The sequence below is a fragment of the Leifsonia sp. genome (genome assembly GCF_051955155.1).
Lineage (GTDB): Bacteria > Actinomycetota > Actinomycetes > Actinomycetales > Microbacteriaceae > Leifsonia.
Window position 1 is genome coordinate 1 of record NZ_JBQCGZ010000045.1, and the last position, 23,341, is coordinate 23,341.

Here is a 23,341-nt window from a genome sequence, read left to right on the forward strand (position 1 = left end):
GGGGGGCGGGGGGGCCCCCGGGGGCCCGGCGCGGGTGTTTCGGGTCCCAAAGGGGGGGGGTGGGACCCCCCCCGGACACTTGGTGGGGGGCCGTTTGTTCTTACGGCCCCGCGCCCCCCCCCGCCCGCCAGCGCCGTCGAAGCTCAAGATCCTCGCCACCGCCGACGAGCTCTTCTACCAGGAGGGCATCCACACTGTCGGCGTGGACAGGATCATCGCGGGCGCGCGGGTGACCAAAGCGACCTTCTACAAGCACTTCCGGTCGAAGGATCTGCTCATCATCGCCTATGTCGAGGGCCGCGACCGCCAGGTGCGCGAGTGGTTCGCCGAGCAGGAGCGGCAGAACGCCGACCCGCGCGACATCGCCCGCGCGCTGGTGGACTGGATCAACGCCGAGGCGGTCCGGCCGGGCTTCCGCGGCGACCCGTTCATCAACGCCGCAGCGCAGTTCGCCGACGAGACGCACCCGGTCCGCGTCGCGGTGACCGCGCACCGCGACTGGTACGCGAAGCGCATCGAGGAGCTGTTCCGGCAGATCGGCCACCCGCGGCCCGGCGACGCGGCGGACGACCTCATCCTCGCCCGCGACGGCGCGCTGGCCGGCGGCTACGTCGGCGACCCGATCGCGGCGGGCGCCGCCCTGCACCGCTCGCTCGACCGCATCCTCGCCGAGGCGTAGGGCGCGAGCGCGCGCGGGCGAGCGGACTACTCGGAGGCGCGGTCGAGGTCGAGCATCTGGGCGCGCGTGAGGCGGATTCCCGCGGCCGCCATCAGCGCATCCACCTGCTCCGGGCGGCTCGCACTCGCCACCGGAGCGACGATCGTGCGCTTGGCCAGCAGCCACGCGATCGCGATGCTGGCCGGGGTGACCCCGTGCTCGGCGGCGATCCTGTCGAGCGCCGCGAGCACGCGCATGCCCCGGCGGTTGACGTAGGCGGAGGCGCGCACGCTCCTGGCGTCCGCGGTCAGGTCGCCCTTCGAGCGGTACTTGCCGGTGAGGAAGCCGTTGGCGAGCGCGTAGTACGGCATCACGGCCAGTCCCTGCGCCGCGGCCACGATGCGCAGGGCGCTCTCGAACTCGGCGCGGTGCATCAGGTTGTACTGCGCCTGGATGGCCACGAACTTCGGCAGTCCGGCCGAGGCGAGGATGCGCGCCTCGATGAGACGGTCGGCGGAGAAGTTGGAGGCGGCGAGGTAGCGCACCTTGCCGGTCTCGATCAGCCACTCGGCCGTCGCGAGGCTGTCCTCCAGGGGAACCTCGGGGTCGTCGTCGTGGAAGTAGAGCAGGTCGATGCGGTCGGTCTGCAGGCGCTCCAGCGACGCCTCCACGGCGCGCACGATGCTCACCGAGCCGAGACCGGGGTTCTCGTGGTGGCGGCCGACCTTGGTGGCGACGACGAGGTCGTCGCGGTTACCGCGCTCGCGCATCCACTTGCCGATCAGCACCTCGCTGCGGCCGCCGACGTAGCTGTCCGCCGTGTCGATGAAGTCGCCGCCGAGCGCGGCGAAGCGGTCGAGGATGGCGAGCGACGTGTCGCCGTCCGCCGTCCAGCCGAAGACGCTCGCGCCGAGCGAGAGCGGGTACACCGCGAGATCGGACTCGCCGATGCGGCGGGGCGCGATGATCGACAGCGGACCGGTGCGCTCGAGGGCGGGGTCGATGTCGAGCGGGCCGCCGGTGTCGGTGGACGGCTCTTCGCCGCGCGGGGCGGCGAGAGCGGGGGCAGAGGACGGCGCGGTGGACGACGCGGCGGTGGACGCGGACGCGGTCGCGGCGGATGATGCGGCGGCAGACGACGTGGATGCGCCGGCCGACGCAGCGGCACGCGCATCGGGGGCAGCGGCCCTCGACGACGCAGAACCGGGCGCCGCGGCGGCGCTCTCGCCGCCCGGAGCGTCCTCGGCGGCGACGGTCGCGGACGGGGCACGGAGGCCGACGCTCTCCAGCAGGCGCAGGGGAAGGAGCTGTGGCATCACTCCCCCTTTCCGACCGATCCGTGCGGCTCATCGAATCGATTCGAGAACGTTGCGTTCCCTGACGGTACTTGCAGAGTACGGCATCCCTCCGACACGCCGAGGTCAGAATCGGTGAACGCGGCCGGAATCGTAGGTCACAGTTTGATCACGGTGTTTCGGCGCCACTGCGGCGCAGCACGGCGCGGGCGTGGGCGAGCACCGGGCCGTCCACCATGAGGCCGTCGTGACGGAACACGCCGCCGCCCGCGGCCTCGGCGGCCGCCAGCAGTTCGCGGGCCCTGGCGACCTCCTCCGGCGTCGGCGAGTATGCCGCTCGGATCACCGCGACCTGCGACGGATGGATGCACGCCGTCGCCGCGAATCCGACCGCGACGGCGTCCTCCGCCTCCGCCTGCAGACCGGCGAGGTCCGCGATGTCCAGGTGGACGGTGTCGATCGCGGCCGTCCCCGCCGCGCCGGCCGCGAGCAGCACCGCGGAGCGCGCGTGCCGGGCGACGTCACGGTAGCTCCCGTCCGCGTGCCTGCTCGATGTGCCGCCGAGCGAGGCGACCAGATCCTCCGCTCCCCACATCAGCGCGACCACGGACGAGTGCCCGGCCAGCTCGGGAGCGGCGAGCACCCCGGCCGCGGTCTCGCACAGCGCGATCACGTCGTAGCCGGCGAGCGCGCCCAGGTCCGCGACGCGCTCCGCCTTCGGCAGCATCACGACGCGGTAGGCGGTCTCGGCGAGCGCCGCCAGATCGGCCGCCAGGTCGTCGGTGCCCGCCTGGTTCACGCGCACGATCACGCGCGCCGGGTCCAGGTCGGAGGCGGCGACGGCCTCGCGCGCGGCGGGCCGGCGCTCCGGGTCCACCGCGTCCTCGAGGTCCAGGATCACCGCGTCCGCACGCTCGAGCGCCTTCGCGTAGCGTTCCGGCCGGTCCGCGGGGCAGAACAGCAGCGCCGGTCCCCAGGCGAACCCGCTCACTCCTCCGTCGCCTCCGCGTGCGCGTCCCTGCACCACACCATCACCTGCCGGGTCGCCGTCGCGACGACGACGCCGTCCTGGTTGCGGCCGGTGTGCTCCAGCGTCACGATGCCCTGACCGGGACGCGATGCCGACAGCCGCTTCGCCGTCACGACCGTCTCCGAGTAGAGGGTGTCGCCGTGGTGCACCGGGTGCGGGAACGCGACCTCGCTGAAGCCGAGGTTCGCGACGATGGTGCCCTGGGTGAGCTGCGCGACGGACGCGCCGACCAGCGTCGCGAGCGTGAACATCGAGTTCACGAGCCGCTCGCCGTACGGCTGACGTGCCGACCACGCGGCGTCCAGGTGCAGCGCCTGCGTGTTCATGGTGAGCGTGGTGAACAGCACGTTGTCCGCCTCGGTGACCGTCCGGCCGGGGCGGTGCAGGTACCGGGTGTCCAGCTCGAACTCCTCGTAGTAGAGCCCGCGCTGCTCGATCTCTCTCATCGTGCGTCCTCCAGCTCGACCGCGAGCGGCGCGCCCGTCGCGGCGACGACCTCGTCGACGGTGACCCCGGGGGCCACCTCGCGCAGCACCAGGCCGTCCGGCGTCACATCGATCACACCGAGGTCGGTGATGATCCTGTCGACGCAGCCGGTTCCGGTCAGCGGCAGGGTGCAGTCGGCGAGGATCTTGGGGCGGCCCTCCTTGTCCACGTGCTCCATCATCACGATCAGCCGCTTGGCACCGAAGACCAGGTCCATCGCGCCGCCCATGCCCTTGACCATCTTGCCGGGGATCATCCAGTTGGCCAGGTCGCCGGCGGCGGAGACCTCCATCGCGCCGAGCACGGCGATGTCGACGTGGCCGCCGCGCACCATCCCGAACGAGAGCGACGAGTCGAAGTAGGCGGCGCCGGGCTTCACGGTCACCGTCTCCTTGCCCGCGTTGATGAGGTCGGGGTCGACATCCGCGTCGGAGGGGTACGGTCCGACGCCGAGCACGCCGTTCTCGGAGTGCAGGATGACCTCGACGCCCTCCGGGATGTAGTTCGGGATGAGGGTGGGCATCCCGATGCCGAGGTTGACGTACTGCCCGTTCTCCAGCTCGCGCGCCACCCGCGCGGCCAGCTCGGTGCGGCTGAGGCTCATCGTGCGCTCCCGTCCTGCTCGTGCGACTGCTCCTGGGGCGCCGCGACCGTGCGGCGCTCGATCCGCTTCTCGATCCCGGGCGCGTGCACGACGCGCTGGACGAAGATGCCGGGCAGGTGCACCTCGCCCGGGTCGATGTCGCCCGGCTCGACGAGCTCCTCGACCTCGGCGATCGTGATCCGGCCGGCCATCGCGGCCAGCGGGTTGAAGTTCATCGCCGCGGCGTGGAAGACCAGGTTGCCGTGCCGGTCGCCCTTCGCGGCGTGCACGAGGGCGAAATCGGGGCGGAGCGAGCGCTCCAGCACGTACTCGGCGTCGTCGAACGTCCGCACCTCCTTCGGCTCGCTCGCGACCGCGACCGAGCCGTCGGCGGCGTAACGCCGCGGCAGCCCGCCGAGCGCGATCTGCGTTCCGACCCCGGCCGGGGTGTAGAAGGCCGGGATGCCGGCCCCGCCCGCGCGCAGCTTCTCGGCGAGCGTGCCCTGCGGGGTCAGCTCCACCTCCAGCTCGCCGGAGAGGAACTGCCGGGCGAACTCCTTGTTCTCGCCGACGTAGGAGCTGATCATCTTGCGGATCCGGTGCTCGGCCAGCAGCAGGCCGAGGCCCCAGTCGTCGACGCCGCAGTTGTTGCTCACCACCTCCAGATCGGAGCTGCCGGCCTCCAGCAGCGCCTGGATCAGCGCGCTCGGGATGCCGCAGAGCCCGAAGCCGCCGACCGCGAGCGTGCTGCCGTCCGCGATGTCAGCGACCGCCTCCGCCGCGCTCTCCACCCTCTTGTCGATCACCCGTCCCTCTCCCCTCTTCTGCGTTCCGGGCCGCCGAGCACAGGGAAACCGTTGCTCTTCCGGCTCATCCGCGACGCTTTTCCTGTGCTCGGCGGCCTGCGGTCAGGTTAGGACTCGAAGCCGAGGGCGCGCGAGATCACCATGAGCTGGACCTCGCTGGTGCCCTCGCCGATCTCGAGGATCTTCGAGTCGCGGTAGTGCCGCGCCACCGGGTTCTCGTTGAGGAACCCGTAGCCGCCGAAGATCTGCGTGGCGTCGCGCGCGTTGTCCATCGCCGCCTCGCTGCCGACCAGCTTGGCGATGGACGCCTCCATCTTGAACGGCACCCCCGCCATCAGCTTGAAGCACGCGTCGTAGTACGCCAGCCGGGCCGCGTGAACACGGGCCTGCATGCGGGCGATCTTGAACGCGATGTACTGGTTGGAGCCGATCGGCCGCCCGAACACGTTGCGGCTCTTGGCGTAGCGCATCGCCTCCTCCAGGCAGCCCTGGGCGGCGCCGGTGCAGAGCGCGGCGAAGGCGACGCGGCCCTCGTCCAGCGTCGCGACGAAGTTCGCGTAGCCGCGGCCTCGCTCGCCGAGCAGGTTCGCCTCCGGCACGCGCACGTCGGTGAGCGTCAGCGGATGCGTGTCCGAGGTGTGCCAGCCGACCTTGTCGTAGACCGGCTCCGCGACGAAGCCGGGCGTGCCGGTGGGCACGATGATCGCCGACAACTCCTTATTGATCGAGCCGTCCGCCCTGCGCTGCTCGCCGGTCACGGCGGTGATCGTGACGAGCTTGGTGATCTCGGAGCCCGAGTTCGTGATGAACTGCTTGGTGCCGTTGATCACCCACTCGCCGTCCACCAGCTCGGCCGTCGTCTTCGTCCCCGACGCGTCCGAGCCGGCCTCCGCTTCGGTCAGCCCGAACCCGGCGAGCGCCTCGCCGCGCGCGAGCATCGGCAGCCACTCCTGCTTCTGCTCCTCGGTGCCGTTGCGGTAGATGGGCATGGCGCCGAGGCCGATGCCCGCCTCCAGGGTGACGCCGATCGACTGGTCGACGCGGCCGAGCTGCTCGACAGCGAGGCAGAGCGAGAGGTAGTCCTTGCCGGCTCCGCCGTACTCGACGGGGAACGGCAGCCCGAACAGGCCCATCCTGCCCATCTCGGCGATGATGTCGTAGGGAAGGCTGCGCTTGGTGTCGTACTCGTAGGCGGCGGGCGCGACGACGGTGTCGGCGAACTCGCGCACCGTGTCGCGCAGGCGGCGCTGCTCCTCGGTGAGCTCGAAGCCCGCGACGTCGGTGTCGGCGGCCGCGGAGCGGGACATCTGCATGGTCATGGGAGGTTCCTGTCTGTTGTGGTGACGGTCCGGTGCAGTTCGGCCGATCGTGTCGGCTCTGGGAGGTCCGCCGCGAGTGCCGGCGGGACGTTCTGGGCGGAGGTCGCGGGCACGTCTGCCGCGTCCGGGGTGTCCGGAGCGTCCGCATCCTCCGCGTCCACCGCGTCCACCGTGGCGACGAGCTGGTCGAGCGTGACCAGGTCGCCGGGGCCGACGCTCAGCCGGACGACGCCGGAGACCGGCGCGAGCAGGCGGTGCTCCATCTTCATCGCCTCGACGACGGCGACGGTGTCCCCCGCCCGCACGTCGGCGCCGTCGGCGACGGGGACGGCGACGACGGTGCCCGGCATCGGCGAGCGCAGCTCGGGATGCGCGGCCGCCTCGGCGCGGTCGAGCGCCGCGAGGGCGTCCGCCACCCGCGTGGCGGCGTCGCGGAGCCGCAGCGCCCGCGCGCGGCCGCCGGAGCCGAGCCACACGGTGTCGCCGTCGCGCGCGACGTCGAACCGGGTGGTGACGTCGTCCAGCGTCAGCAGCGCGGTCGCCGGTTCGCCCTCGACCAGCCGGAGGGAGGCGGTGTGCGTCTCGCCGTCGACCTCGACGGTGCCCGCGTGCACGTCGACGCGCGCGCCGTCCACGTCGTAGGCGACCGGGCGCGCGTCGCCCAGCCGCCAGCCCGACGGCGCGCCCCAGAGCGGTCCCACCGCGGTCGGTGTGTTCCGCGAACGCACGTCGTGCGCGACCAGCGCCGCCGCGACGAGCTCCCGGAGCGTGGGCGGAACGGGCGTGAGCTCGGAGAACCGGCGATCGATCAGAGTGGTGTCCATCGTCCCGGCCCGCACGTCGTCGTCGGCGAGCAGCTCCCGCAGCCACGCCACGTTGCTCACCGCGCCCAGGATGCTCGTCGCGGCGAGCGCGGCATCCAGTCGCGCGATCGCGCTCGCGCGGTCCTCGCCCCAGGCGATCACCTTCGCGAGCATCGGGTCGTAGTCGGTGACGATCGGCACCCCCGCAGCGATGCCGCTGTCCACCCGGATGCCGTCGCCGACGGGCTCGCGCAGAGCGAGCACGGTCCCGTCGCCGGGCAGGAAGCCGCGCTCCGGGTTCTCGGCGTAGACCCGCGCCTCGACCGCGTGCCCCCTCAGGCGCACATCGTCCTGGCCGAAGCCGAGCGGCTCGCCCGCCGCGATGCGCAGCTGCCACTCCACCAGGTCGAGCCCGGTGACGAGCTCGGTGACCGGATGCTCCACCTGCAGCCGGGTGTTCATCTCCATGAAGAAGAACTCGTCCGGCGCCTGCGCGGAGACCAGGAACTCGACGGTGCCCGCCCCCACGTAGTGGACGCTCGCGGCCACCCGGCACGCGGCCTGCCCGATCCGCTCGCGCGTCGCGGCGTCGAGCAGCGGCGACGGCGCCTCCTCGATCACCTTCTGGTGTCTGCGCTGCAGCGAGCACTCGCGCTCGCCGAGGTGCACGACGCCGCCGTGCGTATCCGCGAGGACCTGCACCTCGATGTGCCGGGGCGCGTCGACCAGACGCTCCAGGAACAGGGTGTCGTCGCCGAACGCGGCCGCGGCGACGCGCCGGGCCGCACGGAGCGCCTCCGGCAGCTCGTCCGGCGTGCGCACGGCCTGCATCCCCTTGCCGCCGCCGCCCGCGGAGGGCTTGACGAGCACGGGGAAGCCGATCCGCTCGGCGGCGGCGATCAGCGCCGCGTCGCCGAGCCCGGGCTCGGCGATGCCGGGGATGGTCGGGACGCCGGACCCGGCGACCTCGCGCTTGGCGGCGATCTTGTCGCCCATCACCTCGAGCGCGTGCACGCCGGGACCGACGAAGACGACCCCCGCGTCGGCGCACGCCTCGGCGAGCGCCGCGTTCTCGGACAGGAAGCCGTACCCGGGATGGACGGCCTGGGCGCCGCTCGCGCGCGCCGCGGCGACGATCGCCTCAACGTCGAGGTAGCTCTCGCGCGCGGCGGCTGGGCCGATCCGCACCGCGATGTCGGCGAGATCGACGTGCGGGGCGTCGCGGTCGGCGTCGCTGAACACGGCGACCGAGCGGATGCCCAGCCTGCGCAGCGTGCGGATGACGCGGCAGGCGATCTCGCCGCGGTTGGCGACGAGGACGGTCGAGAACGGGACGGCCACGGCGATCACATCCGGAAGAGGCCGAAGGCCGTGTCGGGGAGCGGGGATCGGGAGCACACGTCCAGGGCGAGGCCGAGCACGGTCCTGGTCTCGGCCGGGTCGATCACGCCGTCGTCCCAGAGCCGGGCGGTGGAGTAGTACGGGTTGCCCTGCTCCTCGTACTGCGCGGCGATCGGGGCGCGGAACGCCGCCTCGTCCTCCGCGCTCCACTCCTCGCCGCGCGCCTCCAGCTGGTCGCGCTTGACGGTCGCGAGCACGCTCGACGCCTGCTGGCCGCCCATCACCGAGATCCGGGCCGCCGGCCACATCCAGAGGAACCGCGGCGAGTACGCCCGTCCGCACATCGAGTAGTTGCCCGCGCCGAACGAGCCGCCGATGACGACGGTCAGCTTCGGCACCCGGGTGGTCGCCACTGCGGTCACCATCTTGGCGCCGTTCTTGGCGATGCCGCCCGCCTCGTAGTCGCGGCCGACCATGAAGCCGGAGATGTTCTGCAGGAACAGCAGCGGGATCCCGCGCTGGTCGCACAGCTCGATGAAGTGCGCGCCCTTGAGCGCCGACTCGCTGAACAGCACGCCGTTGTTCGCGACGATGCCGACGGGATGGCCGTGGATGCGAGCGAAACCGGTGACGAGCGTGGCGCCGTACTCGGGCTTGAACTCGCTGAACCCGCCCGCGTCGACGAGGCGGTCGATCACCTCGTGCACGTCGTAGGGCGCCTGCACGTCGACCGGCACGACGCCGTACAGTTCGGCCGGATCCGCGTCCGGCTCGCGGGCGGGCAGCACCTCCCAGGCGGGCGCGGCGGGAGCGGGGAGCGTCGCGACGATCTCGCGGACGATTGCGAGCGCGTGCTCGTCGTCCTCGGCGAGGTGGTCGACGACCCCGGAGGTGCGGGCGTGCAGGTCGCCGCCGCCAAGCTCCTCCGCCGTGACGACCTCGCCGATGGCCGCCTTCACCAGCGGCGGCCCGCCGAGGAAGATCGTGCCCTGGTTGCGCACGATCACGGTCTCGTCGCTCATCGCGGGGACGTACGCGCCACCGGCGGTGCACGAGCCGAGCACGGCCGCGATCTGCGGGATCTTCGCGGCGGAGAGCCGCGACTGGTTGTAGAAGATCCGGCCGAAGTGGTCGCGGTCGGGGAAGACCTCGTCCTGCATCGGCAGGAACGCGCCGCCGGAGTCGACCAGGTAGACGCATGGGAGACGGTTCTCCAGGGCGATCTCCTGGGCCCGCAGATGCTTCTTGACCGTCATCGGGTAGTAGGTCCCGCCCTTGACGGTGGCGTCGTTGCAGACGATCATCACGTGCCGTCCCGCGACGAGCCCGATCCCGGCGATCAGGCCGGCAGCGGGGCTCTCGTCGCCGTACATCCCGGTCGCCGCGAGGGGCGCGATCTCCAGGAACGGGCTGCCGGCGTCGAGCAGCGCGTCGATCCGGTCGCGCGGCAGCAGCTTGCCGCGCGCCACGTGCCGCTCGCGGGCGCGCTCCGGGCCCCCGGCCGCCGCGACGCGGAGCCGGTCCCGCAGGTCGTCGACCAGCGCCCGCTGGGCGGCGGCGTTCTGCTCGAAGCGCTCGTCGGTCACTGCGGCCGTTCGGGTTGCTGTTGGCATGCTGTCTCCATCGACATGAGTTAGTGGTCGCTAACTCGAATTTAGGTTAGTGTTCATTAACCCGGTTGTCCAGCACCCGGGCGCATCCACCCCGGAAGAGAGCCCCATGACCGAGCCCGCCACCGCAGAGGAGGCGCCGCTCGCCCGGCCGACGCAGCGCAGCCAGGCGAAGGCGGACCGCCGCGCCGCGCTGCTCGCCGCAGCGGCGGGGATGTTCGCCGAGCGCGGCTTCAACGGCGTGTCCATCGAGGACCTCGGCGCCGCCGCCGGCGTGAGCGGGCCCGCGGTGTACCGACACTTCGCGTCCAAACAGGCGGTGCTCGCCGCCCTCCTGGTCGGCGTCAGCGATGGCCTGCTCTCCGGCGGGACGGCCGTCGAGCAGGAGGCGGCGGACCCGGCGTCCGCACTGCGCGCCCTCATCGCCTTCCACGTCGACTTCGCCCTCACCGAGGCGGACACGATCCGCGTCCAGGACCGCGACCTCGACGCGCTGCCGGAGGCCGAACGGCGCGAGGTCCGCCGGCTGCAGCGCCGCTACATCGAGGTGTGGATGCGCGTCCTCGGCCAGCTGCACCCGGCCGTCGAGCCCGACGAGCTGCGCCTGCGCGTGCAGGCCACCTTCGGCCTGATCAACTCGACACCGCACTCGGCACGGGTCGGCTCCGCGCACGCCGCGGCCGCGACGGTCCGGCCGGTGCTCGAACGCATGGCCTGGTCGGCGCTCACCTCGCGCTGAGGTTCTTTCGGGGACGGTCGCCGTCGCAGGGATTGAACGCGGCGCCGCATCCGGCAGGCGGCCACGATCTGCGAGGATCGTCGACGTGACGTATGCGGCACTGGGCGCTGTGATGTTCGTCGTCTGCGCGGGCCTGGTGGCGGCGATGGCGGCGGTCACCCGTCGTCTCCGGCTGCGCGAGCGGGCGAGGAGCGCGGCGGCGCGGGAATGGTCCGCCGAGACCACCCGGCTCGTCGGGCAGCTGCGCGGCGCGACGTTCGAACGCGTGACGTTCGAGAACGACCGGCCTCAGCTCGAGTTCGCCGGCGAGCGCGACGCCGTCGTGACGATGCCGCACTGGTTCGCGGTGATCGTCGGATCCCGCGTGCACCGGTTCGGCGATCCGGGGTTCCGCGAAGCGATCCGGTCGCTGCAGGGTGACACGGTCCGCTCGGCCCGCACGACGCCGGAGCGGGAGATCGTCATCGAGCTCTCCGGCGGCAGCTTCCTCATCGAGCCGTCCGCCGATCGCCGCTGAGCGCCCGAGGCCCCGGAGCAGCGGCGTCACCGCCGTAGGTTACAGTCCAAGGAAGCGCAACGAGTGACCAAGCGTGAGGAGCGTTCGTGGGCGACGACACCCCCCGGCTGAGACTGCACCACCGCATCCTGAGGGCGCTCGGCATCGTGCTCGCCGCCGTCCTCGTGCTCACGGTCGTCGCCGGAGGCATCGGGGTGTGGACGGTGACCCGGTCGTTCCCGCAGACCTCGGGGACGCTCCGGCTCGCGGGGCTCAGCGCCCCGGTGACCGTCGCGCGCGACGCGGCGGGCGTCCCGCAGATCACCGCGAGAACCGCGGACGACCTGTTCCGCGCGCAAGGCTACGTGCACGCGCAGGACCGGTTCTGGGAGATGGACTTCCGCCGCCACGTCACCTCCGGCCGGCTCTCCGAGCTGTTCGGGGCGAGCCAGGTGCCCACCGACACGTTCATCCGCACGCTCGGCTGGCGGCGGGTGGCCGAGCAGGAGGTGAAGCTGCTCGATCCGACGACGCTGCGCTACTACCAGGACTACGCGGACGGGGTGAACGCCTACCTCAAGGACCACACCGGCGCCGACCTGTCGCTGGAGTACGCGATCCTCGGCATCCAGAACCCCGGCTACTCCCCCGAGCCGTGGACGCCGGCCGACTCGGTCGCCTGGCTGAAGGCGATGGCGTGGGACCTGCGCTCCAACCTCGAGGACGAGATCGACAGGGCGCTGCTCGCGACGACCCTGAAGCCGGAGCAGGTCGCGGAACTGCATCCCGGCTACGACTACGCCGGCCACCCGACGATCACCGGGCTGGGCGGCGGCGACGCCTCGGCCGTCACGCCCGACGCGAAGCCCGTGCGCGACGGCGGGAGCGCCGGAGCGGCCCAGGGTGCGACGGGCACGGACCCGCTCGCGTCCGTGCCCGCCGCCGACTACCGCGCCGAGCTACAGCAGGTCGCCGAGAGCGTCGACGCGCTGCCGCGGCTGATGGGGCCGGCCGGGGACGACATCGGCTCGAATTCGTGGGTGGTCGCGGGCGCGCACACCGCGACCGGCAAGCCGCTGCTCGCCAACGATCCGCACCTCGGCGCCTCGATGCCGTCGGTCTGGTACCAGGTCGGCCTGCACTGCGCGGCCGTCGGCCCGACGTGCCCGTTCGACGTCGCCGGCTACAGCTTCTCCGGCTTCCCCGGCGTGATCATCGGGCACAACGACCGCATCGCCTGGGGCTTCACGAACCTCGGCCCCGACGTCGCGGACCTGTACGTGGAGAAGGTGACGGGCGACACCTACGAGTACGACGGCACGCAGCTCCCGCTGACCATCCGCACCGAGACCATCCGAGTCGCGGGCGGCGACGATGTGAAGCTGCGCGTCCGCTCGACCAGGCACGGACCGATCGTCACGGACCTCAGCGACGGGTACGGCACGATCGCCAAAGATCAGGCGGGCAAGCTCGGCGTCCCCGCCCAGAAGTTCCAGCTGTCCCTGCAGTGGACGGCGCTCACGCCCGGCCCGACGGCGGGCGCGATCTTCGCCTTCGACACCGCGCGCGACTGGGCGAGCTTCCGGAAGGCCGCGACCGCGTTCCAGGTGCCGTCGCAGAACCTGCTCTACGCCGACGTGGACGGCAACATCGGCTACCAGGCGCCCGGCAGCATCCCGATCCGTGCGAAGGGCGACGGCACCGTGCCGGTCCCCGGCTGGACGAGCGCGTACGGCTGGGTGGGCACGATCCCGTACGAGCGGCTCCCGAGCGTGCTGAACCCGCCCTCCGGCTCCATCGTGACCGCCAACAACGCGGCGGTCGGCCCGCAGTACCCCGCCATGATCACGCGCGACTGGGACGCCGGGTACCGGGCCAACCAGATCCAGCTGCGGCTGCAGAAGCTGCTCGCGGGCGGGAAGAAGGTGACGGCGAAGGACATGTCGGCCATCCAGTCGGACACCTACGACGCGAACGCGGCGACGCTCGCACCCCTGATCGTGGCGGTCGGCGAAAAGGCCGACCCGAGCTCCGGCGCGGCCCAGGGTGCGGCCCTGCTCTCCCGCTGGGACTTCCGGGACGACGCAGACAGCGCGGCCGCCGCGTACTTCGCGGTGTTCTGGAAGAACCTCCTCGCCGACGCGTTCGCGCGCAAGATCCCCGCCTCCGCGGCGCCGTCAGGCGGCGACCGCTGGTTCCAGGTGGTCGCCGACCTGGTCAAGCGGCCGGATTCCGCGTGGTGGGCGGACAGCAAGCTGGGCGTCGCCGACCGCGACGAGATGATCGAGTACGCGGCCAACCGGGCGTGGGCGGAGGCCCGGGAGCGGCTCGGCGGTGACCCGGCGTCGTGGCGCTGGGACCGGCTGCACACGCTCGAGCTGACGAACGCGTCCTTCGGCGCCTCGGGGATCGCCCCGATCGAGTGGCTGTTCAACCGCGGGCCGTACCCGGTGGGCGGCGGGTCGAGCATCGTCGACGCCACCGGCTGGGACGCGTCCGTCGGCTACCAGGTGGACCGCGTGCCGTCGATGCGGATGGTGGTCGACCTCGCGGATTTCGACCGCAGCACGTGGGTGAACCTGACCGGAGCGTCCGGGCACGCCTTCGACCCGCACTACGCCGACCAGGCCGCCCTCTGGGCGAAGAACGAGACCCGCCCGTGGCCCTTCACCCCGTCCGCCGTCCGTTCCGCCGCCGCCCAGACCCTCACCCTCACCCCCTGACCCGCTCCGCACCTCCGGGGCCGGAGACCGCGGTTACGCGTGGGCGCCCTCGCGCAATGCCGCCCTGCGGCGCTGCAGCCCCAGGGCGGAGCTGGTTGCGAGCACGGCCCCGAGCATCGCCGGGTAGCCGCTCGCCGCGCCGAACGCGATCGCGTTGAACGGATCCAGCCATGCCGAATCCGACGAAGACCAGGCCAGACGACAGACGACGGCGAACGCCACGAGCACCAGGATGAGGATTCCCGCCGTCAGCCCGGCGACCGGCCAGCGCCGCCCGCCGGCGACTCCGAGCGCAGCCACGCCAGCGAGCATGACCAGTACCAGCGGATCGACAGAGAAGTCGCCGGGGAGCCGCGCTGTCGCCGCGAGCGCGACGAGGTACGAGCCGCCGAGGCCCGCTACGACACCGAGCATGACCGCGCCGAGAACGTGGCCGACGCGATGTCGTCGCCTGCTCGCGAGCGCGGGAGCGTCCGTCGTGACCATGACTCCTCCTTATTCCTCCGTGCGCCAGCTATCCCGGGTTGCACGCCAGGCTTCTGTCCGGCGACAGCGCCGTGACCGACGAGCCGATGGCATTCTCGGAATGCCACGAGGTCGCTCCGCCGCTCTCGCACTTCCTGTTGGTCGGCCAATACAGCGTCGAACCCGGTGTCACCGTGACCGTCGTGAAGTCACGCTGCCACCACCACGGAGGCGCTAGCGACGAGAGGATCCCGTTCACGGACGCCGATCCCGGACAGCCCGCACTGAGACCGTGCGTGTGGTAGGACCACGCATAGCCGCCAGAGACGTACGGCGTGTCGACGGTGGAAGTGGATGTGCAGGCAGGCGCGAGCATACGGTGCACAGCAACGCCATCGCTGTAATCGACCTGGACGGTCTCTCCAGGCCGGATGGCGACGTCCGGCGGCAACGGGATGGGTTTCGCGGCCACGGACGTGGTGGGGATATCGATCGTCGCCCGCGCGCGAGCCCGGAGAGAATCCATGGCCGCAGCATCGACCGGCATCTTCTCTGAGGTTCGGTCGACGACGCGGGTCTCCGCGGTCAGCTTCGGCGACTCGACCGGTGAGCCCGCTCCAGGGCTTGCGGCGGCGGTAGACGACATCGTGAAAGCAACTGCGACGGCCAGCGCTCTGAATCTCATCTCATTTCACACTCCTACACACAGCCCTAGAACGCGTGTACCGGAGTGTAGCATACTGTCTCAGTATATCTTCAGCTTACTATGGCCAACCGCTCGTCGGCATCGCATCCCCGAACACGGGAAAAACGTCCCGGATCCGGGCGGATCGGGACGTTTTTCCTGTGCTCGGCGGCGAGCGGCGGGTCAGCGGGCCGCGCGGGTCAGCGCTGGGGCCAGGCGCGCTCGGCGGAGCCGACGTAGAGCTGCTGCGGGCGGCCGATCTTGGTCGCCGGGTCGAGCATCATCTCGCGCCAGTGCGCGATCCAGCCGGGGAGGCGTCCGATCGCGAACAGCACGGTGAACATCCGGGTCGGGAAGCCCATCGCCTTGTAGATGACGCCGGTGTAGAAGTCGACGTTCGGGTACAGCCGGCGGTCGATGAAGTACTGGTCGGCGAGCGCGACCTCCTCCAGCTCCTTGGCGATGTCCAGCAGCGGGTCGTGAACGCCGAGCGCGGAGAGCACCTCGTCCGCGGACTGCTTGACCAGCTTGGCGCGCGGGTCGAAGTTCTTGTAGACGCGGTGCCCGAAGCCCATCAGCTTGACGCCGGACTCCTTGTTCTTCACCCGCTCGACGAACTTCTGCACGCTCTCGCCGGAGTCGCGGATGCCCGCCAGCATCTGCAGCACGGCCTCGTTCGCGCCGCCGTGCAGCGGACCGTAGAGCGCGTTGATGCCGGCCGACACCGACGCGAACAGGTTGGCCTGCGTCGAGCCGACGAGGCGGACCGTCGACGTCGACGCGTTCTGCTCGTGGTCCTCGTGCAGGATCAGCAGACGCTCCAGCGCCCGCGACAGGACCGGGTTCACCTCGTACGGCTCGGCGAGCGTTCCGAAGTTGAGGCGGAGGAAGTTGTCGACGAAGCTCAGCGAGTTGTCCGGGTAGAGGAACGCCTGGCCGAGGCTCTTCTTGTGCGCGTAGGCGGCGATGACCGGAAGCTTCGCGAGCAGCCGGATGGTGGAGAGCTCCACCTGCTCCGGGTCGTGCACGCTCAGCGAGTCCTGGTAGAAGGTCGACAGCGCGGACACGGCGCTGGAGAGCACCGACATCGGGTGCGCGTCGTGCGGCAGCGCGTCGAAGAACCGGCGCAGGTCCTCGTGCAGCAGCGTGTGCCGGCGGATGCGCTCGTCGAAGTCGGCCAGCTCGTCCGCCGTCGGCAGCTCGCCGTGGATGAGCAGCCAGGCCACCTCGAGGAAGGTCGAGTTCTCCGCGACCTGCTCGATCGGGTAGCCGCGGTAGCGCAGGATGCCCGCATCGCCGTCGATGTAGGTGATCTCGGAGCGCGTCGCCGCGGTGTTGACGAAGCCGTAGTCCAGGCTGGTGAGCCCGGTCTGCTTGGTCAGCGACGAGAGGTCGATGCTGGAGGCGCCCTGCGTGCTCGACAGGATCGGGAACTCGGCCACACCACCCGGGTAGCGCAGCTCCGCCACGGCCGCCTCGCCGTCGGCCGTTCCGCCCTGCACCACCGGTGCCTTCTCGGTGCCGAGTCCGCTCACAACGCCTCCTGGTTGGGGTTAGTCGGGTGCTTCGCGCGCTGATCGTGGCAGCGCCGCACATGAAGTCGTGCCAGTACAGCCTAGTGGTCGAGCCCGGCAACTGTCGCATCACGCAAAGGGATGCGGATGCGGTTAGAGGGTCTCTCCAAAGGCACGCAGCCGCTCGGCGGCCGCAGCGATCCGCTCGTCCGTCGCGGTCAGCGAGAGCCGCACGTGGTCCGGGTAGACGTCGCCGTAGAAGTGCCCGGGACCGGCCAGGATGCCGAGCTCCGCGAGCCGCCCGATGCTGTCCCAGGCATCGCGTCCCTCGGTCGCCCACAGGTAGAGCCCTGCCTCGCTGCGATCGATCCGGAAACCGGCCGCTCTCAGCGCCGGCACGAGCAGTTCCCGCCGCGCGCGGTAACGCTCGCGCTGCTCCACCACGTGCGCATCGTCCCCGAGCGCGGTCACCATCGCGGCCTGCAGCGGGGCGGGGAGCATCAGCCCGGCGTGCTTGCGGACCGTCGTCAGCCGGCCGACCACGGTGCGACAGCCGGCGACGAAGGCCGCGCGGTAGCCCGCCAGGTTCGACTGCTTGCTGAGCGAGTACACGGCCAGGATGTTCCTGCGGTCGTCGCCGATCACGCGCGGGTCGAGGACGCTCGGGATGCGGTCCGCGTCCCACGGCGCCTCCCAGCCCAGCTCCGCGTAGCACTCGTCGCTCGCGAGATACGCCCCGAGCTCGCGGGCGCGGGCGACGGCCGCGCGCAGCTCGTCCACGGACTGCACGCGGCCGTCCGGGTTGCCCGGGCTGTTCAGCCAGATCAGCCGGGTGTTCTCCGGCCACTCGGCCGGATCGTCGCTGGCGAGCGCCTCGGCGCCCGCCATCGCGGCGCCGATGGCGTAGGTGGGGTATGCGGCGCGCGGGTGCACCACGACGTCGCCCTCGCCGAGGCCGAGCATGAACGGCAGGAAGGCGACCAGCTCCTTGGAGCCGATCGTCGGCAGGACGTTGTCCACCGTCAGGTTCGGCACCCCGCGCCTGCGCGCGAACCAGTCCACGATCGCCTCGCGCAGCGCCGGCGTCCCGATCGTCTGCGGATAGGCGTGCGCGTCCGTCGCCGCCGCGAGCGCGTCGCGGATCAGCGCGGGCGTCGGGTCCACCGGCGAGCCGATGGAGAGGTCGACGATCCCGTCCGCGTGGGCGCGCGCACGCTCCGCGTACGGCGCCATGAGATCCCAGGGGTAGTCCGGGAGCTCCCTCAGCGCCACGTCAGTGCGCCTGCGGCGGCAGGGCGGAGATCAGCGGGTGGTCCTTCGCGATCACGCCGACCTTGGCCGCGCCGCCCGGGGAGCCGATGTCGTCGAAGAACTCGACGTTGGCCTTGTAGTAGTCCGCCCACTCCTCCGGCAGGTCGTCCTCGTAGTAGATGGCCTCGACCGGGCACACCGGCTCGCAGGCTCCGCAGTCGACGCACTCGTCGGGGTGGATGTACAGCGACCGTTCACCCTCGTAGATGCAGTCGACGGGGCATTCGTCGATACAGGCCCGGTCTTTCACATCGACACACGGGAGGGCGATGACGTAGGTCACGGTGCTTCTTCAATCCCTTCGCGAGAGCGGGAGGCTTCTCCCCTAGCTTAGGACGTCCTGGCGCCCGCCGCGTTCCGCACGCGGACGTCCGGCCAGGCGACGACCACCGCGGCGATCAGGATGGGAGCCACCAGCCAGATCTGCCCGGCCAGATTGTTCGGGATCAGCACGGACCCGCCCGCGCTCTGCTGCGTGAACAGCAGGATGGTGCCGATCGCGCCGAGCGCCGCGAAGAGCGCCGGCCACCGGCTGGAGGCGAGCAGCCGAAGGCCGACGAGCAGCGCGGTGTACGCCAGCAGCGACCCGATCAGCCCGAGCGGGATGCTCACGCCCCACGTGACGTCGATCTGGTGCGCGACCGTCCCGATCGCGCCGATGACGGCGCCGGCCACCACAAGCAGGACGGCGTTCAGGATCCGGCTGAGCATTCTCGCATCCTAGCTGGACACCTCGGTGCGGCTGATCTAGGCTCGGTCAGGTAAGGTTAGCCTTACCAATCCCCCAGATCGATTCTGACAAGGTCCTCCTGTGCTCGCGAACTACCTCATCGGCCTCCGCGAAGGCCTCGAAATGGCGCTCATCGTCACCATCCTCATCGCCTACGTGGTGAAGGTGGGCAGGCGGGACGTCCTCTCCAAGCTCTGGATCGGCGTCGGGATCGCGCTCGTGGTGCCGCTCGGCATCGGCGCGATGCTCACCTGGGGTCCCTACGGCATGAGCTTCGAGGCGCAGGAGATCGTCGGGGGCACGCTCTCGCTCGTCGCCGTCGGCTTCGTCACGTGGATGATCTTCTGGATGGGCAAGACCGCCCGCACGATGAAGTCCACCCTGCACGAGAGGCTGGACTCGGTGCTGGTGGGAGCCGGCTGGGGCGTCGTGATCCTCGCCATGCTCAGCGTCGGCCGCGAGGGCATCGAGACCGCGCTGTTCGTCTGGGCGACGGTCGCGAGCGTCGGCGGCGGCTGGGAGCCGTTCGTCGGCGCCCTGCTCGGCCTGCTCACCGCCGCCGTCGTCGGCTTCCTGCTCTATCGCGGGATGGTCAGGATCAACCTCGGCTCGTTCTTCGCCTGGACGGGCGCGGTGCTCATCCTCGTCGCCGGCGGCGTGTTCGCCTACGGACTCGGCGACCTGCAGGAGGCGGGCGTGCTGCCGGGCGCGAACGTCCACGCCTACGACATCAGCGCGATCATCCCCGCGTCCAGCTGGTACGGCACCGCACTGGCCGGCATCCTCAACTTCAACCCGTCGCCCACCTGGCTCCAGGTGGTCGCCTGGGTGGGCTACATCGCCGTCGTCGCCTTCTTCTACCTGCGTCAGCACCGCGGCGCGCGCCGCCCGGCGCCGAAGCCCGCGCAGCCGACGGCCCAGCACAGCCCCGTCGCCTCCTGAGCACGACGGACCGACCTCCCCGCACTGCCCTCGAACGGAAAGCACAGCATCCCCATGCCCAGACTGCACCCCCTCGGCACCATCGCGGCGTCCCTGGCCGGCACGGCCGTCGTCGCCATCGCCCTGACCGGCTGCGTGCCCAACACGGCGACCGCGAAGGCGGAGGCCATCGCGGTGACGCTCACCGACTCGTCGTGCACGGTGGACACCGCCACCGCTCCGGCCGGACCCGTCACCTTCCAGGTGACGAACACGGGCTCCGATGTGAACGAGTTCGAGGTGCTCGCCGAGGACAAGCTGCGCATCGCGGGCGAGAAGGAGAACATCGGCCCCGGCACGACGGTCAACTACGTCGTCCAGCTGGCCGAGGGGAAGTACTTCACCGCTTGCAAGAAGGGGATGGTCGGCAGCCCGACCTCACTGAAGTCGTTCACCGTCAGTAAGGGCTCCGCCGACACCAAGACGGCCAGTGAGACCAAGCAGGTCGCGCAGGCCGTGACCAACTACACGAGCTACGTCAAGGACCAGACCGGCCAGCTGCTCGCCGCGACCAAGGCGTTCGCCGCCGCGTACCAGGCAGGCGACGACCAGGCCGCGAAGACGCAGTACCCGGCCGCGCGCGCCTTCTACGAGCGCATCGAGCCGACCGCCGAGCAGTTCGGCGACATCGACCCGGCGCTCGACCTGCGCGAGGCGGACCTCGAGCAGGGGCAGGCGTGGACCGGCTGGCACCGCATCGAGAAGGACCTGTGGGCACCGGCGGGCTACACCCCGTCCGACGCCGCGACGCGCGCGAAGCTCGGCGCGCAGCTCGTCGCCGACACGCAGAAGCTCTACGACCTGGTGTACGCCAAGGACTTCCAGCTCACCCTCGACCAGATCTCGAACGGCGCCAGCGGCCTGATGGAGGAGGTCTCGCGCAGCAAGATCAGCGGCGAGGAGGAGCTGTTCTCGCACACCGACCTGTGGGACTTCAAGGCCAATGTCGAGGGCGCCGAGGTCGCCTACGGCACCGTGCGCGACATCCTGCTGCAGAAGGGCAGCACCGGGAAGGCGACCGCGACGAAGCTGGACGCCGAGTTCGCCACCATCGACGGCCTGCTCGCGAAGTACACCTCCGGCAGCGGCTACGTGTCGTACACGGAGCTCACGACCGCCCAGGTCAAGGAGCTCTCCGACGCCGTGAACGCGGTCAGCGAGCCGCTCAGCCAGCTCACCTCGATCCTCGTCAAGTAGGCCTGGTGACCGAGAACCACTCCGCGGAGCGCCCCGGCCTCTCCCGGCGCGGCATGCTCGGCCTCGCGGGCGCCGCGGTCGGTGCCGGCGTCGTCGGATTCGGCGCGGGCGTCGCCGTCGACCGCGCCGTCAGCGCGGGCACGACCGGCTCCGCGACGACCTACCCGTTCTACGGGGAGCACCAGGCGGGCATCACGACGCCGGTCCAGGACCGGCTGCACTTCGCCGCCTTCGACGTCGCGCCCGGCCTCGACCGGGCGGGCCTGATCGAGCTGCTGCAGGACTGGACGACGGCGGCCGCGCGGATGACGCAGGGCAGGCCGGCGGGGACGTACGGCCCCGCCTCCGGCCCCGCGGACGCTCCCCCGGACGACACCGGCGAGGCGCTCGACCTCCCGCCGGGCGGCCTCACCCTCACCTTCGGTTTCGGTCCGTCGCTGTTCGTCGATGCGACCGGTGCGGACCGGTTCGGGATCGCCTCCCGCCGCCCCGCGGCGCTCGTCGACCTCCCGCACTTCCCCGGCGATGCGCTCGTGGATGCGCTCACCGGCGGCGACCTCTGCGTGCAGGCGTGCAGCGAGGACCCGCAAGTCGCGGTGCATGCCATCCGCAACCTCTCCCGCATCGCCTTCGGCCGTGCCGCCATCCGCTGGTCGCAGCTGGGCTTCGGCCGCACGTCATCGACCTCGCGCAGTCAGGCGACCCCGCGCAACCTGTTCGGGTTCAAGGACGGTACCGCGAACATCAAGTCGGAGGACGAGAGCGTCGTCCGGGACCAGGTGTGGGCCGCCGCGGGAGACGGAGCGGGCTGGATGGCCGGCGGCTCCTACCTCGTGGCGCGCAAGATCCGGATGGTCATCGAGACCTGGGACCGTCAGCAGCTGGGCGAGCAGGAACGCATCGTCGGGCGCGACAAGGGCGAGGGCGCTCCCCTCTCCGGCGGCACCGAGTTCACCGAGCCGAACTTCCTGGCGCTGGCGAAGACGGGCGGCACGAAGATCGACCCGGACTCGCACGTGCGGCTCGCGCACCCCACCATGAACGACGGCGCCCAGCTGCTGCGCCGCGGCTACAACTTCGTGGACGGCAACGACGAGCTCGGCCGCCTCAACGCGGGCCTGTTCTTCATCGCGTTCCAGCGCGACCCGCGCACGCAGTTCATCCCCATCCAGTCCCGCCTGGCCAAGAACGACCTGATGAACGAGTACCTCAAGCACGTCGGCTCGGCGATCTTCGCCGTGCCCCCTGGCGCGCGGGAGGGGTCGTACGTGGGAGCCGGACTGTTCAGCTAGGCGGCGTCGGGGTCGGGACGCCCGCCTTCGAGACGGAGTAGTTGGCGACCCAGCCGTTGCTTCCGGCGTCGCTCACCACGACGAGGACGCCGTAGCGGTCGTTCGAGAACGTCCCAGTGCCGCCGCCGTTCGGGCCCTGCGCGCCGAACTGGCCGGCGAATCCGGCGTCCGTGAGCTGCTTCGCGATGTCGGTGTAGGCGTCGGCGCCCGGGACCTTCACGGTCACGTTCCACACCTTCGCGTCACCGGATCCGACGGCCGCACCGAACACGACGTCGCCCGAGTACAGCGGCACCTCCGAGGGGAAGTCGGCCGGCACGGTGCTGCCGCCGATGTCCACGTTGCCGCCGGTGACGTCCTTCACGGCCGATTGGAAGCTGCACCCGGTCAGCGCGGGCGCCGCCCCGACGGCCAGCGCACCCGCCAGCACGACCACTGCCCACCGCGAACGTCCCATGCTTCGATTATCGGCCCCCGAGCACAGGAAAACCGCTCGGGATCCGGGGATCCACGAGCGGTTTTCCTGTGCTCGGCGGCCTGCGGCGGTCAGGCGTCCTGGCGCTTGAGGCGGGCGGCGGCGCGGCCGCGGGCGGTGGCGTCCAGCTCGACCTTGCGGATGCGGACGGCGTCCGGGGTGACCTCGACGCACTCGTCCTCGCGCGCGAACTCGAGCGACTCCTCGAGCGTGAGCTGGCGCGACGGCGTCATCGACTCGAACGTGTCGGCCGTGGAGGAGCGCATGTTGGTGAGCTTCTTCTCCTTGGTGATGTTCACGTCCATGTCGTCGGCGCGCGAGTTCTCGCCGATGACCATGCCCTCGTAGACCTCCTCGGTGGGGTTCACGAAGAAGGTCATGCGCTCCTGCAGCTGGATGATCGCGTACGGGGTCACGACGCCGGAGCGGTCGGCGACGATCGAGCCGTTGCTGCGCGTCACGATCGGGCCGGCCCACTCGTCGTAGCCGTGCGAGATCGCATTGGCGATGCCGGTGCCGCGGGTGGTCGTCATGAACTCGGTGCGGAAGCCGATGAGGCCACGCGAAGGGACGATGAACTCCATGCGCACCCAGCCGGTGCCGTGGTTGGTCATGTTCTCCATGCGGCCCTTGCGCGCGGCGAGCAGCTGGGTGATCGCGCCGAGGTGCTCCTCGGGGATGTCGATCGTCAGGTGCTCGTACGGCTCGTGGGTCTTGCCGTCGACCTTCCGGGTGACCACCTGCGGCTTGCCGACGGTCAGCTCGTAGCCCTCGCGGCGCATCTGCTCGACCAGGATGGCAA

At 71.2% G+C, this 23,341-nt stretch carries 22 protein-coding genes and 1 pseudogene; 7 read left to right on the forward strand and 16 right to left on the reverse strand.

Annotation, left to right across the window (positions count from 1 at the left end; all coding sequences use genetic code 11):
* Nucleotides 1-82 precede the first annotated feature (82 nt).
* Nucleotides 83-679, forward strand: a complete 597-nt coding sequence (locus ACTHMF_RS04475; protein WP_440316466.1) for a TetR/AcrR family transcriptional regulator — start codon at nucleotides 83-85, stop codon at nucleotides 677-679.
* A 26-nt stretch (nucleotides 680-705) separates the two neighbouring features.
* Here the strand turns inward: ACTHMF_RS04475 and ACTHMF_RS04480 are convergent, their stop codons facing one another.
* The 8 genes from ACTHMF_RS04480 to ACTHMF_RS04515 all read right to left on the reverse strand — a co-directional run bounded on the left by ACTHMF_RS04480 (nucleotide 706) and on the right by ACTHMF_RS04515 (nucleotide 9,934).
* On the reverse strand, nucleotides 706-1,974 hold the full coding sequence (locus ACTHMF_RS04480; protein ID WP_440316467.1) for an aldo/keto reductase: 1,269 nt from the start codon (nucleotides 1,972-1,974) through the stop codon (nucleotides 706-708).
* Between the two features lie 148 nt (nucleotides 1,975-2,122).
* A complete protein-coding gene (locus ACTHMF_RS04485; RefSeq protein ID WP_314149583.1) occupies nucleotides 2,123-2,944 on the reverse strand; it encodes an HpcH/HpaI aldolase/citrate lyase family protein in 822 nt (273 codons plus the stop codon).
* The gene (locus tag ACTHMF_RS04490; RefSeq protein WP_314149584.1) at nucleotides 2,941-3,429 is read right to left on the reverse strand and encodes a MaoC family dehydratase; all 489 of its coding nucleotides are present in this window, start codon (nucleotides 3,427-3,429) and stop codon (nucleotides 2,941-2,943) included. Before ACTHMF_RS04490 ends, ACTHMF_RS04485 begins: the two co-directional genes overlap by 4 nt.
* Nucleotides 3,426-4,073, reverse strand: a complete 648-nt coding sequence (locus ACTHMF_RS04495) for a CoA transferase subunit B (RefSeq protein ID WP_440316468.1) — start codon at nucleotides 4,071-4,073, stop codon at nucleotides 3,426-3,428. The genes ACTHMF_RS04490 and ACTHMF_RS04495 overlap by 4 nt, the downstream gene beginning before the upstream one ends.
* The gene (locus ACTHMF_RS04500) at nucleotides 4,070-4,858 is read right to left on the reverse strand and encodes a CoA transferase subunit A (protein ID WP_440316469.1); all 789 of its coding nucleotides are present in this window, start codon (nucleotides 4,856-4,858) and stop codon (nucleotides 4,070-4,072) included. The genes ACTHMF_RS04495 and ACTHMF_RS04500 overlap by 4 nt, the downstream gene beginning before the upstream one ends.
* Nucleotides 4,859-4,965: 107 nt before the next feature.
* Complete coding sequence (locus ACTHMF_RS04505; protein WP_440316470.1) at nucleotides 4,966-6,177, reverse strand: acyl-CoA dehydrogenase family protein; 1,212 nt, start codon at nucleotides 6,175-6,177, stop codon at nucleotides 4,966-4,968.
* Nucleotides 6,174-8,321: an acetyl/propionyl/methylcrotonyl-CoA carboxylase subunit alpha gene (locus ACTHMF_RS04510; protein WP_440316471.1), complete on the reverse strand. Its 2,148-nt coding sequence runs from the start codon at nucleotides 8,319-8,321 to the stop codon at nucleotides 6,174-6,176. Before ACTHMF_RS04510 ends, ACTHMF_RS04505 begins: the two co-directional genes overlap by 4 nt.
* Nucleotides 8,322-8,326: 5 nt before the next feature.
* Complete coding sequence (locus ACTHMF_RS04515; protein WP_314147562.1) at nucleotides 8,327-9,934, reverse strand: carboxyl transferase domain-containing protein; 1,608 nt, start codon at nucleotides 9,932-9,934, stop codon at nucleotides 8,327-8,329.
* Nucleotides 9,935-10,040: 106 nt separating this feature from the next.
* On the opposite strand from ACTHMF_RS04515, the gene ACTHMF_RS04520 reads away from it, so the two are divergent.
* The 3 genes from ACTHMF_RS04520 (at nucleotide 10,041) to ACTHMF_RS04530 (ending at nucleotide 13,889) form a co-directional block, all read left to right on the forward strand.
* Entirely contained in the window at nucleotides 10,041-10,670 is a 630-nt protein-coding gene (locus tag ACTHMF_RS04520) for an SACE_7040 family transcriptional regulator (protein ID WP_440316472.1), read from the forward strand.
* Nucleotides 10,671-10,755: 85 nt separating this feature from the next.
* Nucleotides 10,756-11,187, forward strand: a complete 432-nt coding sequence (locus ACTHMF_RS04525) for a hypothetical protein (protein ID WP_440316473.1) — start codon at nucleotides 10,756-10,758, stop codon at nucleotides 11,185-11,187.
* Nucleotides 11,188-11,273: 86 nt separating this feature from the next.
* Nucleotides 11,274-13,889, forward strand: coding sequence for a penicillin acylase family protein (locus ACTHMF_RS04530; RefSeq protein WP_440316474.1), 2,616 nt, complete (start codon nucleotides 11,274-11,276; stop codon nucleotides 13,887-13,889).
* A 33-nt stretch (nucleotides 13,890-13,922) separates the two neighbouring features.
* Here the strand turns inward: ACTHMF_RS04530 and ACTHMF_RS04535 are convergent, their stop codons facing one another.
* From ACTHMF_RS04535 to ACTHMF_RS04560, 6 genes are all read right to left on the reverse strand, one after another.
* Nucleotides 13,923-14,375 carry a hypothetical protein gene (locus ACTHMF_RS04535; RefSeq protein ID WP_440316475.1) on the reverse strand — a complete coding sequence of 151 codons (453 nt, stop codon included), beginning with the start codon at nucleotides 14,373-14,375 and terminating at the stop codon, nucleotides 13,923-13,925.
* Nucleotides 14,376-14,403: 28 nt separating this feature from the next.
* Entirely contained in the window at nucleotides 14,404-15,039 is a 636-nt protein-coding gene (locus ACTHMF_RS04540) for a hypothetical protein (protein WP_440316476.1), read from the reverse strand.
* 200 nt (nucleotides 15,040-15,239) lie between these two features.
* Complete coding sequence (locus tag ACTHMF_RS04545) at nucleotides 15,240-16,508, reverse strand: citrate synthase (RefSeq protein WP_314147564.1); 1,269 nt, start codon at nucleotides 16,506-16,508, stop codon at nucleotides 15,240-15,242.
* 198 nt (nucleotides 16,509-16,706) lie between these two features.
* A complete protein-coding gene (dapC, locus tag ACTHMF_RS04550) occupies nucleotides 16,707-17,825 on the reverse strand; it encodes a succinyldiaminopimelate transaminase (protein ID WP_440316477.1) in 1,119 nt (372 codons plus the stop codon).
* Nucleotide 17,826: 1 nt separating this feature from the next.
* Nucleotides 17,827-18,147 (reverse strand): ferredoxin, encoded by a 321-nt coding sequence (fdxA, locus tag ACTHMF_RS04555; protein WP_185276994.1) that lies wholly within the window; start codon nucleotides 18,145-18,147, stop codon nucleotides 17,827-17,829.
* A gap of 47 nt (nucleotides 18,148-18,194) precedes the next feature.
* Nucleotides 18,195-18,575, reverse strand: coding sequence for a hypothetical protein (locus ACTHMF_RS04560; protein ID WP_440316478.1), 381 nt, complete (start codon nucleotides 18,573-18,575; stop codon nucleotides 18,195-18,197).
* Between the two features lie 100 nt (nucleotides 18,576-18,675).
* On the opposite strand from ACTHMF_RS04560, the gene efeU reads away from it, so the two are divergent.
* From efeU to efeB, 3 genes are read left to right on the forward strand one after another with little or no spacing between them, the layout of a single operon-like run.
* Complete coding sequence (gene efeU, locus ACTHMF_RS04565) at nucleotides 18,676-19,536, forward strand: iron uptake transporter permease EfeU (RefSeq protein ID WP_314147556.1); 861 nt, start codon at nucleotides 18,676-18,678, stop codon at nucleotides 19,534-19,536.
* A gap of 54 nt (nucleotides 19,537-19,590) precedes the next feature.
* Nucleotides 19,591-20,772 (forward strand): iron uptake system protein EfeO, encoded by a 1,182-nt coding sequence (gene efeO / locus ACTHMF_RS04570; protein WP_440316479.1) that lies wholly within the window; start codon nucleotides 19,591-19,593, stop codon nucleotides 20,770-20,772.
* A gap of 5 nt (nucleotides 20,773-20,777) precedes the next feature.
* The gene (gene efeB, locus ACTHMF_RS04575; protein WP_440316480.1) at nucleotides 20,778-22,064 is read left to right on the forward strand and encodes an iron uptake transporter deferrochelatase/peroxidase subunit; all 1,287 of its coding nucleotides are present in this window, start codon (nucleotides 20,778-20,780) and stop codon (nucleotides 22,062-22,064) included.
* On the opposite strand, the gene ACTHMF_RS04580 is transcribed toward efeB, so the two are convergent.
* Both ACTHMF_RS04580 and ACTHMF_RS04585 read right to left on the reverse strand, forming a co-directional pair.
* Entirely contained in the window at nucleotides 22,057-22,521 is a 465-nt protein-coding gene (locus tag ACTHMF_RS04580) for a hypothetical protein (protein ID WP_440316481.1), read from the reverse strand. The genes efeB and ACTHMF_RS04580 overlap by 8 nt on opposite strands.
* 89 nt (nucleotides 22,522-22,610) lie before the next feature.
* Nucleotides 22,611-23,341, reverse strand: a pseudogene (locus ACTHMF_RS04585) (translational GTPase TypA); the annotation flags it as partial.